The sequence below is a fragment of the Abyssisolibacter fermentans genome, assembly GCF_001559865.1.
Lineage (GTDB): Bacteria > Bacillota > Clostridia > Tissierellales > MCWD3 > Abyssisolibacter > Abyssisolibacter fermentans.
This window is the reverse complement of the sequence record NZ_LOHE01000067.1, coordinates 13631-31195: the sequence shown is the minus strand read 5'-3', so window position 1 is coordinate 31195 and position 17565 is coordinate 13631. Positions and strand designations below refer to the sequence as shown.

The following is a 17565-nucleotide window of genomic DNA, read 5'->3' as shown; positions in this document are numbered from 1 at the left end:
AGCTGATTTTGTGTGTTAGGATCATAACATAGATACTTGACCAATATACATTCAGGAGTTGTTAGAGTATTGTGTTTAGTTTTTGGAAATTATTATGTAAAAATTAAAATTTTCTATTAAGTTAAATATTTTGATTCTTTTAATTATTTAGAAAATATATTCCCATAAAACGTAAAAACATGATATTATATATATATAAGAAGTAAAGTCTATATACAGATGAGAGGAGAGAATTTATAATATGTATGCACTTTTTCTAATACTCAATGATATTTATATGTTAGATGATATTCATGAAGTATTGTATGAGTGTGGTGTAGGAGCTACTACAATGGATAGTATGGGGATGGGAAAGGTACTGTTAGAACATAATGTACATATGACTTTATTTACAAGTATAAGAATGATTTTAGAAGGAAAAAAACCATACAACAAGACCATAATAAGTGTTATAAGAAGTGAAGAAAAGCTTAATCATGTTATAGAAAGACTAAATGAGAAGATTGGAGATATAACACAAAGAGGAGTCGGATTTATGTTTGTTGTTCCTGTAGTTAGATGTGAAGGATTTAATGCAGAAGAATCTGATGAAGATATTTCTTTATCATATTAGGAAATTAATACATCTATTGTAGATATTTATTTAATGCAAAAAACTGTCTATTTAGTTTAATAGACAGTTTTTTTGACTTTAATAATATGTGGTACAATGCTTATTATGTTTACTAATCTAATATTTATTGTTTAGATAAAATTTAATATAAATCTTCTTAAATTGTATAATTTTACAGTTTTGCTTTAAGAGTTCATAAAATTATGAATTAAATAATAAAGTTGTGTGAATAATCTAAATTTTATTTAAGGTAAGTTGCTTATATTATTAGCTTAAGAAGAAACACAAAACTTTCTTATAAATTAAATTTTTAGAAGGTTTTGCTCTTATTAATTATTAAGATTTGTTAATGGTTCATAGATATGGTTTTAGTTTTGTTAATAGATTTTTTATTTGGGTCAATTTCCTTAGCTTTATATAATATAATTCTGGTTAAAATAGGTCCAATAATTTCATATATCAATACAGCACCCATTACTATATTAGAAAGTTCTTTACCGAATTCAGGGAATTCTAACATTACAATCATAGCAAGGCCAATAGCTACTCCTGCTTGAGGTAGTAGTCCAAATCCAATGTATTTTTTTACTACTTTTGGTGACTTAGAAATCAAACTACCTATGTAAGAACCAATAATTTTACCTAATGTTCTTGATAAAATATAAGCTAAGCCTAAAATTCCTAATTTAGAAAGAACGCTTATATCTAATCCGATACCAGCAAATGTAAAAAACAATATATAAATAGGTGGTGTAACGAATTCAACTTGTCTATATAGTTTTTTCTTTTCACTATATAGATTTGCAATAAATACACCAGAGCACATACATGTCAACAAAGGTGAAAGATGCAAATGCTTAGCAACTCCACAACCTAACAATATAGTTCCTAATACTATCACTAATGAATCATTAGCATGTTTGGTATGTTTAATTATACTAAGTATTAGAAAACCTATAAATATGCCTAAAATTATTGAAGAACATATTTCTAATAAAGGTGTGAAAAAAGCTTCTTTTATATTAAATGTATTTGCTGTTATTACTTTTGCAATTGCTGTTGAAATACTAAAGATGAAAAGACAAACCATATCGTCCAAAGCAACTACTGCAAGGAGTGTATCAGTTAAAGGACCTTTTGCTTTAAATTCTTTAATGACTAGAAGTGTTGCAGCTGGAGCTGTAGCAGATGAAATTGCTCCAATTAAAAGACTAAAAACTAAATCATGTGTTATAAAATTTATTACTAAGAATACTATAATGGCTGTACCTAACGCTTGTATTAATGTCAATATAATAATGCTTTTGCCAAGTTTTTTTACATAACTAAGTTCAAAACTGCCACCTATATTAAAAGCAATGATACCCAGTGCAAATTCGCTTATGTATTCAATATCTGTGCAAATCTCAGCAGGTATAATATTAAATATAGATGGCCCAAGAAATAGTCCAGCGATTAAATATCCCGTTACAGAGGGAAGTTTGAATCTGTTTAATAACTTTGCCGTTAATAATCCGCAAAGTAGAGAAATACTCAATACTAGCAAAGTATTCATATTATAATTGTTTAGAAAACTTTTTATGGTGTTAGTTTTCTAATAATTCCTCCCTTCTAATTATGAATTTAGTGCTTATTCCAAACCAAATATAAGTTTATATTGTATCTATATACATTATATACCTATAAATAAATTTAGTCTATACCAAAAACACATAAATATTACCACATGCATAATATTTACTATAATCAATATTATGGTACATAGATTAAATTATGATTAGTTGTAAATAAATTAGGAGGCAAATAATGGGTAAATTAATACCATATAATAAACAAAGAGACAATAGTATGAAAGAACATATGGATAAATATTTTTTTGAACAGCCTGATATTATTATTAATAAATTATTTAATAATTTTTTTAATAATAAGTTTATTGATAATATAAATACAAATATAGAAGAAACAAAGGAAAATTATATCATAGAATTGAAATTACATGGTTTTAAGAAAGAACAAATAGATATACAGATAAACAGTGGATATCTTGTAGTAAAGGGACAAAAAAGAGATGATTTAAATGTTGAAAAAAACGGTTACACAACAAGAAAAAGCAGAATTGGCCATTTCAAAAGGTCGTTCAAACTAGAAGACATTGACAATCGTAGAATAAATGCATTTTTTGAAAATGGTGTTTTAAAAATTACTATGCCTAAAATAAAAAGTTAAAGTGTAGAGGATATGCATAATGCAATTTGAAAGCATTATGCATATTTATTGTCAATAATTTTACAAATAAAACATAATCCTTATATTAAAAAATAAGCAACCATAAATTACAAAAATAATATATTGATAATGGAACAAGGAAATGTTAATATTAGGATGATGAGGGGGAATGGATATGAAAAATATAACTATCGACGAATTAGAACAGAATATGGATTATTTACGATTATTATCAAACCAATACCCAACAATAGGAGATGTAAGTGCAGAGATAATAAATCTGCAAGCTATATTAAATCTACCAAAAGGAACTGAACATTTTATTACAGATTTACATGGAGAATATGAAGCTTTTTCTCATGTTTTAAGGAATGCATCTGGAGTGTTAAAGCTCAAGATTGATGATATATTTGAACATGTTTTAACAAAAGAGCAAAAAAAATCTTTAGCAACGTTATTATACTATCCTGAACAAAAGCTTGAGGTTGTAAAAAAAACAGAAAAAGACATAAAATCATGGTATAGCATAACACTGTATAGATTAATACAACTTTGTAGAATAGTATCTTCAAAATATTCTCGCTCCAAAGTCAGAAAAGCTTTACCTAAACAATTTGCTTATATAATAGAAGAATTATTACATGAAGACAAAAACAGGTTAAATAAACACAATTATTTTAATGAAATAATAAAGACTATTATTGATATAGATAGTGCAGATGAATTTATTATAGCAATATGTAAACTTGTACAGAGACTTGCAATTGACAGATTACATATTTTAGGAGACATATATGACAGAGGACCAGGAGCACATTTTATATTAGATGAATTATGTAATCACCACTGTGTAGATATCCAATGGGGGAACCATGATATATTATGGATGGGTGCTGCTAGTGGATCAAAAGCATGTATAGCTAATGTTATAAGAATATCTACAAGATATGCTAATCTTGCTACTATAGAAGAAGGATATGGAATAAATCTTTTACCACTTGCAACCTTTGCAATGCATTTTTATAAGGATGATTCTTGTGATAAATTCAAAACTAAATTTCCAATAGAAATGCATTATGGTGAAAGAGACCTAAAAATAATAGCTGCAATGCATAAAGCTATAGCAATTATACAGTTTAAACTAGAAGGACAAATTATAATGAAGAGTCCTCAATATAATATGGAAAATAGAAGGCTTTTGCATAGGATTAATTATGAAAAAGGAACAATAACAATAAAAGATAAAGAATACAAGTTAAATGACATTAGTTTTCCAACAGTAGATCCTAAAAACCCATATAAGTTAACATTAGAAGAAGAACAACTTATGGATAGATTAAAATCATATTTTCTAAATAGTGAAAAATTACACAAACATATAAAATTTTTATATTCACATGGCAGCATGTATCTAAAAATCAATTCAAATCTTTTGTATCATGGATGTATACCATTAAATGGAAAAAATGAATTTAAGAAAGTTAAAGTTGGAAAAAATTTTTATAGCGGAAAACAATTATTGGATGTTTGGGATGTATTGATTAGAAAAGCTTATTTTGATAAAGAGAATATAGATGAAGACCAATATGGAACTGATATAATGTGGTATTTATGGTGTGGAGATAGTTCTCCACTGTTTGGGAAGGATCAAATGACTACCTTTGAGAGATATTTTATTGATGATAAAGCTACTCATGTTGAAATTAAAAATCCATATTTCCATTTAAGAGACAATGAGAATATATGTAGAAATATATTAAAGGAATTTGATTTAGATGTAAATTCGTCACATATAATAAACGGACATGTGCCAGTAAAAACTAAACAAGGAGAAAGTCCAATAAAAGCTAATGGCAAATTATTAGTTATAGATGGAGGATTTTCAAAAGCTTATCAGCAAATGACAGGCATAGCAGGATATACACTAATTTATAATTCATATGGATTAAGGTTAGCTTCTCATGAACCTTTTGAATCAACAGATAAGGCTATAAATGAAGAAAAAGATATAGTATCTACTTTAAGAGTACTAGAAAAAGTAAATAGAAAATATGTTGCAAATACTGATATAGGAAAAGAAATAAAAGAACAAATTAAATATTTAGAAATGCTATTAGTAGCATACAGAAAAGGATTAGTAAAAGAGAGCTGATAATAAGAAATTCACAAAATCATGCCTTTTGAATAATATATTAATGAAATAAGCAATATACAGGAGGCAAGTGATATGCCGAGAAATTATAATAATAACCTGAATTTCGTTTTAAACAATTCAATATTATCTGATAAAGATATGGAAGAGTATAAACAATTCATGAAAAAATATGACAAAAAATCTGACAGATACCTGATAAGGGAGATTAAGAAGGTTCAAAAACAGGTATCTATTGAAAACAAAAAGCTTCACGTAAAAAACTTAGAAACATTAGCTAATATGGATGGTTTTGTTAATGATTTTACTAAAAGAAAAATTAGATATGTTAATAAGCTTTTAGATTTAAACGATGCATCTGCTGAAAGTGAAGTAGAAAGTCAATTCTTTGACGGTGCTAGTCTACTTCTTTGGTTTTTATTATTAGTAATAATATTTAGACAAAATACGCATTATTATTAGAATAAAAATGCGGAGTTAAAAACTCCGTAACTTGCTGGGGACGGTTCTTTTTGGGTGTAACCTAAAGAACCGTCCCCTATGGATTAAGACATTGTATTTTGTGATAAACTTTGTTTGATTTGTTGTCTTTCTTGAGCTTCTACAGTTTTTGCTGGTTGATAATAACCTTTTTGATTAGCTATTTCATATAATTGATACTGAAAATTTTCAGCTTCATTTCTTAATTGTTGTAAAATTGTTCTTAATTGTTGATTTGAACAACAATGAATAGCTGTAGTGTAAGTACTGGAACTAGCTTTGGTCATAGATAATATATCATTTACCATATCTCTTTCTTGAAGCATTGTTAAATACACCTCCTATAGTGATTGTATTAGATTTTGAACAGTAGTTTGCGCTTCTCTAGCTGACTGTGAGAACATTTGTTTAATTTGAGGATCTTGACAATTTTCAGCATAATGATTAAATTTAGAAATCATAGTTTGGTGACCGCCAATTATTTCTCTTAAATTTTGTAATTCCATTTCATTTAATTGAGAAAGATTTATTTTTTGTTGTAAAGCCATATCATTTCTCCTTTCTATTTTTTTTGATATGAAAATGTTATTGAATTAATCACAAAATAAGCTCAATTTTATGATTATTATGATACCCACTAAATTAATGTTGCTTATAATCTTAGCTTAATATTATTTTTTCAAAAAACAAAAAAAATATAATACATTTCAGAATAAAACAATGGTAATAAATTCAAAATAAATATTAGATTCTAAAACATAAAAAGTTAAAATAGGTATATAAGTCCTATATATAAAATATTTTAATATAAAGCAAATTTTTTATTGAAAAATAAATTAAATTATTATATACTATGATATGTAAATAAAAAGAAGGAGGTCGTGGAAATGTTAAATATGGCAATAGGGCTTAGCAGATATGGATTTGCCAATGTGACAAAGTTAAATACAAAAAATACACGACCAGTGTCTTTAAATTAGTATGTTTTTGATACATAATGATTGAAAAAAAGAGCCATAGGTTGTGTATAGCCTGTGGTTTTTGTAATATTAGACATTGTTTTTTATGACCATAGGTTAAATATAGCCTATGGTTTTTCTTTTACCATAAATTAAAAAAAATAGCTTAAAATGCATAATGGGAATCATAATTCCTTGTGTATTAAAAAATAAAGGAGGTTTTTAATGTGATAAAGGCAAGTGTATTAAAAATGAGGGAGGATTATTCGATTAAAGATACTTGACAACGAGAATCAAATTCATTTTAGAGGGGGGAATAAACAATGAATAAGTTAAAATAAATAATATCAATTTTAAAAGGTAATAAATTAAAATATTCAGGGGCAATATTAAGTATTGGATTAGAAACACTATTAGCACTATTAATTCCACTTATTGTAAGGGTTACAATAGATTCAATAATTGGGACTGAACCAATGGATGTACCACATTTACTACTAAAAAGTATTTTATTTATTGGTGGTAGAGATGCATTGAGACAAAAGCTGTGGATTTGTGGTTTAGCTGTAGTGTTAATAACTGTAATAAGAGGTATTTTCCTATTCTTAAAAGGAAAACTTTCAGCACAGGCTTCTGAATCAATAGCTAAAAATACAAGAGAAAAATTATATGATCACCTTCAAAATTTATCTTACGATTATCATGTAAAAGCTGAGACAGGTGATTTAATTCAAAGATGTACTTCAGATGTTGAAACTATAAGAAAATTCTTTGCAATACAATTTGTGGAAATTGGCAGAGGGATATTCATGATATTAATAGTTGGAATAATTATGTTCAATATAAATGTCAAGTTGGCTTTGGTTTCAATAGCAATAGTACCAATAATATTTCTATTTGCTGTTATATTTTTTAGTAAAGTTAAAAAGAAATTTAAACTTTGTGATGAAGCCGAAGCAAGACTATCTACAGCATTACAAGAAAATTTAACAGGAGTTAGAGTAGTTAGAGCTTTTGCTAGACAGAAATATGAAATTGATAAATTTGAAGAAAGAAATACAGCATATATGGAATTAGTTCAAAAATTAATAAATATGATGGCTTGTTATTGGTCATTTTCTGATTTGTTATGTATGATGCAAAGTGGTTTTGTACTTGTCATGGGTTGTTATCTAGCATTCAAAGGTGAGGTGACACTAGGTACAGTTGTAGCATTTACATCATATGAGGGTAGATTACTTTGGCCAGTAAGACAAATGGGTCGTGTGTTAACAGATATGGGTAAAGCATTTGTGGCAATTGATCGTATAGAGGAAATATTAGGTGAACCTATAGAAGAAACAAGTAGCGACGAAATACAGGCAGAAATTCAAGGAAATATTGAATTTAATGATGTTTATTTTGAATATGAGGAAGGTAAACCAGTCTTGAATGGTGTATCCTTTGATGTAAAAAAAGGTGAAACAATAGCAATACTAGGACCTACAGGTTCTGGTAAATCATCATTAATTCATTTGCTTGTTAGATTATATGATTATAAAAAAGGGTCAATTAAAATAGATGGAACAGAAATTACAAGAATAAATAAAAAATGGTTAAGAAAAAATGTAGGCATAGTGCTTCAAGAGCCATTTTTGTTTTCAAAAACTATTAAGGATAATATTAGTATAGCTAAATCTCATGTTGAAGATCATGAAATATTTAATGCAGCATCTATTGCATCTATACATGATGTAATTAATAGTATGGATAATGGATATGACACACCAGTTGGAGAGCAAGGAGTAACTTTATCAGGTGGACAAAAACAACGTATAGCAATAGCAAGAACTATAATTAATAACTGTCCTGTTTTAATTTTTGATGATTCATTGAGTGCTGTTGATACAGAAACTGATGCAGCTATACGAACAGCGCTAAAAGAGCGAAGTAGCAATGTAACGACATTTATAATTTCGCATAGAATTACAACTGTTGCTCAGGCAGATAAGATAATAGTTCTTGAAAAAGGTAAAATTGCGCAGTTGGGAACACATGAAGCTTTAATAAAGCAAAATGGATTATATAAAAGAGTATGGAATATCCAGAATTCATTAGAAGCTGATATAGACAAAATAGTTTAGTAAAGTAGGTGATAGAATATGAGTGCTTTTAAAGAGCAAGACTACAATAGTAAAATAAATTTAAACACATGGAAAAAGCTATTTAAGTTTGTAAAACCTTTTAAAAAATATGTATTTATGTTAATGGGATTAATGGTAATAGTAGCTGCAATAGATGCTGTTTTTCCTATGCTTACTAAATATGCTATTGATAATTTTATAGAAAAAAATACGATAAATGGTATAGAAAAATTTATATTTGTATATTTAGCGCTTGTAATTATTCAAGTTGTAAATGTAGGCATATTTATATTTTCAGCTGGAAAGATAGAAACAGGTGTAGCTTATACAATCAGAAAACATGGTTTTGATAAATTACAAAAACTATCTTTTTCATATTACGATAAGACCGCTGTAGGCTGGATTATGGCAAGAATGACCTCTGACATCCAAAAGCTAAGTGATATCATAGCTTGGGGCTTAGTTGACTTAGTTTGGGGAATTACTATGATGATATTTATAATTGCAATCATGGTGTATGTCAACTTGAAATTAGCATTAATAGCACTATCTGTAGTTCCAATATTAGTAATAGTAAGTATGTATTTTCAACAAAAGATACTAAAAGCTTATAGAAGTGTTAGAAAGATAAATTCAAGAATAACTGGTGCCTTTAATGAAGGTATAATGGGTGCTAAAACAACTAAGACATTAGTTACAGAAGATAAGAATCTTAAAGAATTTACAGGAATAACTACTAAGATGAAGAGTTCATCAGTTAAAGCGGCAGTGTATTCTTCACTTTATTTGCCAATCGCTATACTTCTGGGTAACATTGGTACTGGATTAGTACTATGGATAGGTGGAAATGGTGTTATATCAAATTCTGTTAACTATGGTACAGTAGTAGCGTTTATATCATATACAATTTTATTCTTTGAACCAGTTAGAAACTTGGCAAACATATTTGCAGAGATGCAATCAGCACAAGCTTCTGTAGAACGTATTATGTCAATGTTAGAAACAAAAATAGATATAGAAGATAACTCTGAAGTAGTAACACGATATGGAGAAATGTTTAATTCTAATACAAAACAATGGCCTGATATAAAGGGAGATATAAAATTTGATAATGTTTCATTCTCATATAAAGAAGGCGAGACAGTACTAGAGAAATTTAATTTAGAAGTAAAAGAAGGAGAGACAATAGCTTTAGTAGGGGAAACAGGTTCAGGTAAAAGTACTATAGTAAATCTAGCATGTAGATTTTACGAGCCAACAAAAGGTAGAATACTAATAGATGGAGTAGATTATACTAAAAGACCTTTATTGTGGTTACAAAGCAATTTAGGATACGTTCTTCAAACACCACATTTATTTAGCGGAACAATTAAAGATAACATTAGATATGCTAAATTGGACGCTAGTGAATTAGAAATAATACGTGCAGCAAAGCTTGTAAATGCACATGATTTCATTATGAAATTAGATAAAGGTTATGATTCAGAAGTAGGAGAAGGTGGAAATAGATTATCAACAGGAGAAAAACAACTTATTTCTTTTGCTAGAGCAGTATTAGCTAATCCTAGAATTTTCATATTAGACGAAGCAACTTCTTCAATAGATACAGAAAAGGAAAAGATTATCCAAGACGCAATAAATAAAGTACTAAAAGGCAGAACTAGTTTTATAATAGCACATAGACTGTCCACAATAAGATCAGCAGATAGGATATTGGTTGTAAGAAATGGAAAGATAACAGAAGAAGGAAACCATGCATCATTGATGAAGAAGAAAGGGTACTATTATAGACTTTATACTAATCAGTTTAAAGATGAACAAGAAATGCAGATATTGAATAATTAATATGTTAAAACGGCTCAGGAGAGCCGTTTTGTCGTTCTAGTAAAGATGATATAAGGATATTACTCTAATAGGATAAAAATACAAAATAATACAATAAAATAAATAATTGACACCAACTATATTTTATTATAACTTATAGACATAAAACACTTAATCAAAGTGACTAGTTAACTACTTGGTCTAGTTAAAATTTTTCACAACATTTATACAACGTGTACAGATATTATTATAATTACAGTGGGACTAAAAAGCTCTATAATATGGGGTATTTTAGAATTTATGATTAATAATTAGCAGCAGAATTAGGAGGTGAACACAATTAAAAAAGTTTTTATTGTTACTATAAGTATTATATTCTTGCTTTGTTTATATGGATGTAATATTAATCGTGTACAGGAAAGTACACAAGAGACTACAATTAAAAATACTATTAAGAATTATTATACTAAATCCTATGACATGTGGATGAAACTCAAGATAGGTAGCTTGTCAGAGTATTTAGATTTAGAATCAGTACAATGCTATAATAAGACTATTGCACTTGAAGAAAATATAGAAAAATGGAGATATGCTATAGAAAAAGGTTACTTCAAAGGAAATCGAGATAGACATAATATAGACTTCGCATATAAATCAATTGAAATTGCAGATAATGATGCAAAAGTCAAAGTCATCCTATCTGGTGAAACATCTGGGAGTCCAGCATATCCCTTCTTTGTAAGCTTGGGAGAAAACATGTTTAAGCTCAAAAAAGTTAGGGATAAGTGGCTTGTATATGATCATGACTATAAGGATGTATATTTTTATGAAAAGTAAAAAACTGAAAAAATAGAGTTAGATATAGAAAAGATACATCAAGAGGTAGATAGAGATTATCAGTAGAAATAAACCCAGCGGTTTATCCCGCTGGGTCATTTTCTAAATCAAAGTTGGTTCAGTATACTCATAATCAAACAATTCAACAGTCATAGACTTTATTTTTTTATCTTCAATTGGTTTATCCATATAATCCATTTTAGACTCAGCGATATTGTCTACAACTTCTATTCCTTCACTCACCTTACCAAAAGCGGCATAGCTTCCATCTAGATGAGGAGAATTTTTATGCATGATAAAGAATTGAGAACCAGCTGAATTAGGGTCATTGGTTCTAGCCATTGAAATTACGCCCCTATCATGTTTAAGATCATTTTTAAAGCCATTGCTAGAGAATTCACCTTTTATGCTATGACCTGGACCACCCATACCAGTTCCTTCAGGGCAGCCACCTTGTATCATAAAGTTTTTGATGACTCTGTGGAATATAATTCCGTCATAGAAATTTTTATTGATTAATGAAATGAAATTATTAACTGTATTTGGTGCTATTTCAGGATAAAGCTCTACCTTAATAATTTCACCATTTTCCATTGTTATAGTTACAATTGGATTTTTACTCATTTTAACACCTCTCATTTTTTATTTTTCTCATTTTCACCCATCGGGGACGGTTCTTTTTGGGTGATAACCCAAAAAAAACCGTCCCCGATGGGTTTTACCACATTTTATATCTCTCATTTTTTTCTTATTTATTTCATTCTCCAAGCTTTATTATAGTGATTTTTTAATATCCCGCCAGCATTTTTTACCCAACCAGCTGGATGTGAATCTATGAATATAGAAACCCATTTATTAAAATTATTTTCTATAGGTGACATTAAAGTTTCACCTTTAAGATACTTGGTTGCATTTATATCACTAGAAGAAATATTTAAAACTTGTTTGAAATCCTCAAATTTTAAACTCATAATTAATTCTTGGCTAGGTATAAAATTATCATTTTTAAAAGTACCAACCAACAGTCCCATATATTCAACCTTTAAATTATTTAAGCTAGGAATATGTTCAGGTAATAAATATAAATTTGAATTTTTGTATATAAATATACCTTTCAACTTCTTATTTAAATAATCCTGTTGAAATTCTAAATATTTATCAATTAATTCTTTTGGTGCTGAAGCTTCCAATTTATTAAGGGAACTACAAACATCTTGAGTTGATTTTCTTTTTAATAACACAACAAAATGTCCATCTCCAGTTATTTTGTGAGGCCACGCTCTCTTAGCTCCAACTAATGAATTAGAAGCATCAATCCATTCAGGATGACCATTATCTAACATTGGCATATTTGCAATATGTTCAACATGAAAATCTGGAAATTCATTCAAAAACCAATTGATTGTCCCTTCATCTTCTTCAGGTGAAAATGTACAGGTAGAATAGACAATAATACCATTAGATTTAAGCATTTTAGGTGCGTACTCAAGTATTTCTCTTTGCATCTTACTGTATTCTAAAATAGAATCTTTACTCCATTTTTTAATCGAAACAGAATCCCTTTTAAACATACCTTCTCCAGAGCAAGGAGCATCAACAAGTATTTTATCAAAATAACCCGCAAAATTCTTGCTTAAATTTTTAGGACTTTCATTTAATATAACAGAGTTTGCTATTCCCATAATTTTAATGTTTTTTGCAAGTGATTTAACACGTTTTGGACTTATATCATTTGAAACAACAATACCTTCACCAGATAATTTAGCTGCTATTTGAGTAGATTTACCTCCAGGTGCAGCGCATATGTCAAGGACTTTATCACCTTGCTTGGGAGATAATACTTCCACAGGTATCATGGCACTTGGTTCTTGTATGTAATATAAACCACAATGGTAATAAGGATGTTTTCCTAATTTAATATCTCCATTATTGTTCACATAAAATCCTTCATTACACCAAGGTATTTGTTCAAGTTCATAAGGATATGCTTTAATAAATTGTTCTATAGAAATTTTAGAAGTATTTATTCTTATGCCTTTATGAGGTTTATCATCAAAAGAGCTAATGAAATCATCGTATTCAGTATCTAAAAGCTGCTTCATTTTATTTTGAAATTCTTTTGGTAAATTCATTTTTAATCTCCTGTTGTAAATTAAACCCTGATTATTTATATAACTTTGAATAGTGTACTGTATAAATTTGAATTAGAAGATTCCAATGAATTTGAAGGCATACCGTGTTGGTATGTCGAAAATTTAATGGACATCTTATAATCATAAGGATATTATTAATGAATCTCCTATTCATTTTCTAATATGAAACTCACTACTCATTTCATTCTTAGGAGTAAGTGATTCACAAAAAATCGTAGATTTTTGTTCTCTACTCATGAGTAAGCGACTCACATAAAATCGTAGATTTTAGTTCCCTGCTCATAATTTTCTATGAATAATCTGGGTTAAATATTATACTGCTTATATAATAATATATAGAATATATAATTTTTTCAAGGGCTATAACAAAATAAACAAATAAATTGCAATAAAAATCATGGTAATAAATGTATAAAAGGTTTTATACATTTACAAAGGATATTACAAAGGGTATAATTATGTAAACGAGTTTATGTAAACTTGTGAAAAGAATATTTAATAAAAAATGAAATATCAAATAATTATATATTGATTTTAAAGATATACCAAATAATGAAGATGAAAAAAACAATAATTTCTGTTGTAATTAGATAAATACTAAATAGTGAAAGATTGTTAACATAAAATTACATACCATCTAAATTATTTTAGAACATACTATTTAAATCAGACTTTTCATAGAAAATCATATATTATCCATTAAATGATAGGTGGTAACTCAGAAACTCATTCAAAGAATGAGTAAGCGGCAAATCAGAAACTCATTCAAAGAATGAGTAAGCGGCAAATCAGAAACTCATTCAAAGAATGAGTAAGCGATTCACATAAAATCATAGATTTTAGTTCTCTGCTTAAAGTCATAGATTTTAGTTCTCTGCTTAAAGTCATAGATTTTAGTTCTCTGCTTAAAGTCATAAATTTTAGTTCTTCTGCACAAATTCTGAATTATACAACATACTATTTAAGTAATTCATTTATCATCTTGCATTATTATCTTGGGACTATAAAATTATTGGAGGTGAAAAGTTGGTTTAATAGCCAACTGAGTACTTATGAATAAAATTGGAAGATGTTTTGTATCTGGAGTTTTAGCTTTAATGTTAATGAGTTCAAGTTCAAATGTGTTTGCTTCATATTATACGGTTAAAAGTGGAGATACATTTTGGAAAATTGCTGGCAAATATAACATGAGTACTGTAAAGCTAATGCAAGCAAATGAAGCTGATGAAAGCAGGATACTTTACGTAGGAGATGTACTTTATATTCCTGATGAAATTTATGATGTTTATTATGTAAAGGCAGGAGATACTCCTTGGCTTATATCTAAAGAATTCAATGTGTCTTTAACTGAATTATTAGAAATAAATAATTTGAGTGAATATGACTATATTTATATAGGTCAAAAGCTAAAAATTCCTTCTGAAAACAGTAATTTGAACAACGTAAATTCTGAGCCATATATTACTTATAAAACTCATATAGTTCAAAAAGGAGATGACTATTGGAAGCTTAGTGTAGAGTATGGTGTTTCATATCAAGAGCTGTTAGATGCTAATGGGGCTACTTATAATTCTATTCTTTATATTGGAGATGAAGTTAAGATACCTGTTCATAATGTACCTGTTATGCAAACTAAAGGAGATGAATATGGAGAGTATCTTGACTGGTGGAATGGAGCTCAATATGTTTTACCAAGAGGTGCTACTTTTAAAGTAATTGATTTTTATACTGGAAAGTCATTTATGGTTAAAAGAACAACTGGCTCAAACCATGCTGATTGTGAAACTTTGACTAAAGCTGATACAAATATACTAAAAAGCATTTGGGGAGGTTTTAGTTGGACAAGACGTCCTGTAATAATTGAATACAACGGAAGAAGAATAGCTGCTAGTGTATCAGGTATGCCTCATGCTGGTAATGATTCAGCACAAGGTGGTGCATATACTGAGTGGAGAAGTGGTGAATATGGCGCTGGGTTGAATTTAGATTACGTAAAAAATAATGACATGGATGGAGTTTTTGATGTACATTTTTTAAATAGCACAAGACATAAAGATGGACTAGTTGATTCTAAACATCAAGAATGTGTAAAAATTGCTGCTGGAATTAAGTAAATATTAAAAAACAAATGGAATTAAATTTTTCCATTTGTTTTTTTTGACAAAATTCTTTTATAATGAAGTAGATTACCACTATATTTTACGACATCAATATTACTATCATATATAAATTGTTTAATACCAGGTATAGAGATAAAATTCAACAATTTATCATAACTATCATTAGTTGCACTATCGTATAATTTTCTATATTCATATAAATTCGTGATATGGTCAATTTGTTTCTTTAAAAGATTCTCATAATTTTTTTCTAAAGCAATAGATTTTGCTGCTTTTGCTCCAGTAATAAATGCATTTAATTGTCCAAAGCCTAAGAATGGGTCAATTCCACCAGATGCAGTTCCAACAAGATAAATATTATTAATTTTATGGGGATATACATATCCTGTTTTATGCATAACAGTAAACTCTTCTTCAATAGTGTAATTTATATTTTCCATAGCTAAAAAAAGCTTTAGATATTCAGGGGCTTCATGTTTCTTTATATCAGTAATTACTAAGCCAATAAAAGCTTTTTTTTCATCAAAAGGAGCGAGATATACATAACCCTTGTTACAGTATTTTTTGTTTAACCAGACGATTAAAGTATCTTTTTTGAATTTTCCGTAAGCAGTTACACCTATAACAACAGGGTTTAGCCATTCCTGATAGCAGCATATTTGCCTTGTGGAATTTATGGAACCATCAGCTATGATTACATAATCATATTTATCTTTTAGAGTAGTATAATCAGCAAAGGTGTTAAAGTTAATTTTGGATTTTTTTAATTGTTTATAGACTTGATTTTTTAATGAATTCTCAAATCTTCCTCTTAAAAATAAATATCCTAAGTTCCCTGATATGGCTTTAAAATTATTTGGAGATATATGAATAACTTTTTTTAGTTCGTTCAGAGGTTTTATTTGTAAATTTAGTTTGTTATTAAAATAATCAATGCAATTTCCATAAGGTCTATGAAAAACTTCTAGGATTGCAGTAACATGATTATAAGAATCACCTATGTAAGAATTTTTCTCGAATATATCGGGTTTTATATTATATTTTGTTTCCAACGCATGAGCACAAGCTAGACCTGATAAACCTGCTCCTATAATTGCAACTTTCAAATTAGTTAACTCCTTTACCTTCAATATTTAATCCTTATCAAGATATTTTATAACTTTAAACCATGAAATTACTAATATAGTTATAATGATTATAAAAATTATATAAAGTATTATACTCATACTGTCATACCCTTTTTAAAACAGTCATATAAAACCAACTTAGAACAATAATAGTTGGATAGTTTATTAGTAAACTATCAAAAAAACTCCAATCAACATAGACTAAAGCACCGCTTTTAAGAAGTAATAATTCAGTAAGAGAATATAAAGTAGCTATTACTAGTACGTATAAGACTATAAGCTTATTGCTTTTTGGATGGTATTGAGCTGTTAAAATTGAGATTGTGAATACTGGACCAAATACAAAAAAGAAAGAAGATCCAAATAAAGGTATTACAGGATCATTTAAATAATACAAGTTTTTTAATACTATGTTTCGATAATCAACAAGAAAGACCATTAATATTGCTAATATACTTGAAAATACGTTTATTTTAAGTTTTTTAAAATCAACTAATAATAAAAATACAATCCAATTAGCTATAAATAATATTATATATTTCATTTAAATCATCCTTATAAGTTATATATTTCTAAATAATTTTAATGCGATACTGGGATTGGAGGTCAATCTTTCTTTAATACTCTGAATGTAAGTAACTACATATTATTTAATAGTAAAATCATATATCATCATATTTATATCGTCCAAATTAACTCATCAATAAGCTGTATATGGTGATTTGATTTTTTTAAACAGTTGCTCTTTTTTTAATGCTTTATCTAAAGTTATATTTAATATGATAGTTTCATTTGCATTATTATTTCTCTAGATCATTAATGTATATTATATTTTTTGATAAAAAAATTTTTTTATACTTAGTTAATAAATTTATAGAAACAAGTAAATATTATTTGGAAGTAATAAGTCTATAAAAGGTGTGGTTTGTAAATGAAAGTAACCATTAA

At 28.0% G+C, this 17565-nt stretch carries 15 protein-coding genes; 8 read left to right on the top strand and 7 right to left on the bottom strand.

The annotated features are described in order from the left end of the window. The first annotated feature begins 241 nt into the window (after positions 1-241). Positions 242-613, top strand: a complete 372-nt coding sequence (locus tag AYC61_RS11545; RefSeq protein ID WP_066502187.1) for a hypothetical protein — start codon at positions 242-244, stop codon at positions 611-613. A 346-nt stretch (positions 614-959) separates the two neighbouring features. On the opposite strand, the gene AYC61_RS11540 is transcribed toward AYC61_RS11545, so the two are convergent. Further along, a complete protein-coding gene (locus tag AYC61_RS11540) occupies positions 960-2168 on the bottom strand; it encodes a cation:proton antiporter (protein ID WP_066502183.1) in 1209 nt (402 codons plus the stop codon). Positions 2169-2419: 251 nt separating this feature from the next. Between AYC61_RS11540 and AYC61_RS11535 the strand changes: the two genes are divergently transcribed. The 3 genes from AYC61_RS11535 (at position 2420) to AYC61_RS11525 (ending at position 5456) form a co-directional block, all read left to right on the top strand. Beyond that, complete coding sequence (locus tag AYC61_RS11535; RefSeq protein ID WP_066502181.1) at positions 2420-2842, top strand: Hsp20/alpha crystallin family protein; 423 nt, start codon at positions 2420-2422, stop codon at positions 2840-2842. Positions 2843-3011: 169 nt separating this feature from the next. Further along, on the top strand, positions 3012-4994 hold the full coding sequence (locus AYC61_RS11530; protein ID WP_066502175.1) for a fructose-1,6-bisphosphatase: 1983 nt from the start codon (positions 3012-3014) through the stop codon (positions 4992-4994). 75 nt (positions 4995-5069) lie between these two features. Then, positions 5070-5456 (top strand): hypothetical protein, encoded by a 387-nt coding sequence (locus AYC61_RS11525; RefSeq protein ID WP_066502170.1) that lies wholly within the window; start codon positions 5070-5072, stop codon positions 5454-5456. 83 nt (positions 5457-5539) lie between these two features. On the opposite strand, the gene AYC61_RS11520 is transcribed toward AYC61_RS11525, so the two are convergent. Both AYC61_RS11520 and AYC61_RS11515 read right to left on the bottom strand, forming a co-directional pair. Continuing rightward, on the bottom strand, positions 5540-5800 hold the full coding sequence (locus AYC61_RS11520; RefSeq protein ID WP_066502167.1) for a spore coat protein: 261 nt from the start codon (positions 5798-5800) through the stop codon (positions 5540-5542). A 15-nt stretch (positions 5801-5815) separates the two neighbouring features. Next, positions 5816-6022: a hypothetical protein gene (locus AYC61_RS11515; protein ID WP_066502162.1), complete on the bottom strand. Its 207-nt coding sequence runs from the start codon at positions 6020-6022 to the stop codon at positions 5816-5818. A gap of 752 nt (positions 6023-6774) precedes the next feature. On the opposite strand from AYC61_RS11515, the gene AYC61_RS11510 reads away from it, so the two are divergent. The 3 genes from AYC61_RS11510 to AYC61_RS11500 all read left to right on the top strand — a co-directional run bounded on the left by AYC61_RS11510 (position 6775) and on the right by AYC61_RS11500 (position 11217). Further along, positions 6775-8556 (top strand): ABC transporter ATP-binding protein, encoded by a 1782-nt coding sequence (locus AYC61_RS11510; RefSeq protein WP_338026049.1) that lies wholly within the window; start codon positions 6775-6777, stop codon positions 8554-8556. Between the two features lie 18 nt (positions 8557-8574). Next, positions 8575-10401 (top strand): ABC transporter ATP-binding protein, encoded by a 1827-nt coding sequence (locus AYC61_RS11505; RefSeq protein ID WP_066502151.1) that lies wholly within the window; start codon positions 8575-8577, stop codon positions 10399-10401. A gap of 309 nt (positions 10402-10710) precedes the next feature. Continuing rightward, a complete protein-coding gene (locus AYC61_RS11500; RefSeq protein ID WP_066502148.1) occupies positions 10711-11217 on the top strand; it encodes a hypothetical protein in 507 nt (168 codons plus the stop codon). A gap of 102 nt (positions 11218-11319) precedes the next feature. On the opposite strand, the gene AYC61_RS11495 is transcribed toward AYC61_RS11500, so the two are convergent. Further along, complete coding sequence (locus AYC61_RS11495; protein ID WP_066502473.1) at positions 11320-11841, bottom strand: peptidylprolyl isomerase; 522 nt, start codon at positions 11839-11841, stop codon at positions 11320-11322. A 128-nt stretch (positions 11842-11969) separates the two neighbouring features. Next, positions 11970-13349: an RsmB/NOP family class I SAM-dependent RNA methyltransferase gene (locus AYC61_RS11490; protein ID WP_066502146.1), complete on the bottom strand. Its 1380-nt coding sequence runs from the start codon at positions 13347-13349 to the stop codon at positions 11970-11972. Between the two features lie 1073 nt (positions 13350-14422). Between AYC61_RS11490 and AYC61_RS11485 the strand changes: the two genes are divergently transcribed. Continuing rightward, entirely contained in the window at positions 14423-15484 is a 1062-nt protein-coding gene (locus AYC61_RS11485) for a LysM peptidoglycan-binding domain-containing protein (protein ID WP_066502144.1), read from the top strand. 20 nt (positions 15485-15504) lie between these two features. On the opposite strand, the gene AYC61_RS11480 is transcribed toward AYC61_RS11485, so the two are convergent. Beyond that, on the bottom strand, positions 15505-16596 hold the full coding sequence (locus AYC61_RS11480; RefSeq protein ID WP_066502142.1) for an NAD(P)-binding protein: 1092 nt from the start codon (positions 16594-16596) through the stop codon (positions 15505-15507). Positions 16597-16720: 124 nt separating this feature from the next. Next, positions 16721-17161, bottom strand: a complete 441-nt coding sequence (locus AYC61_RS11475; RefSeq protein ID WP_066502141.1) for a hypothetical protein — start codon at positions 17159-17161, stop codon at positions 16721-16723. Positions 17162-17565 lie beyond the last annotated feature (404 nt).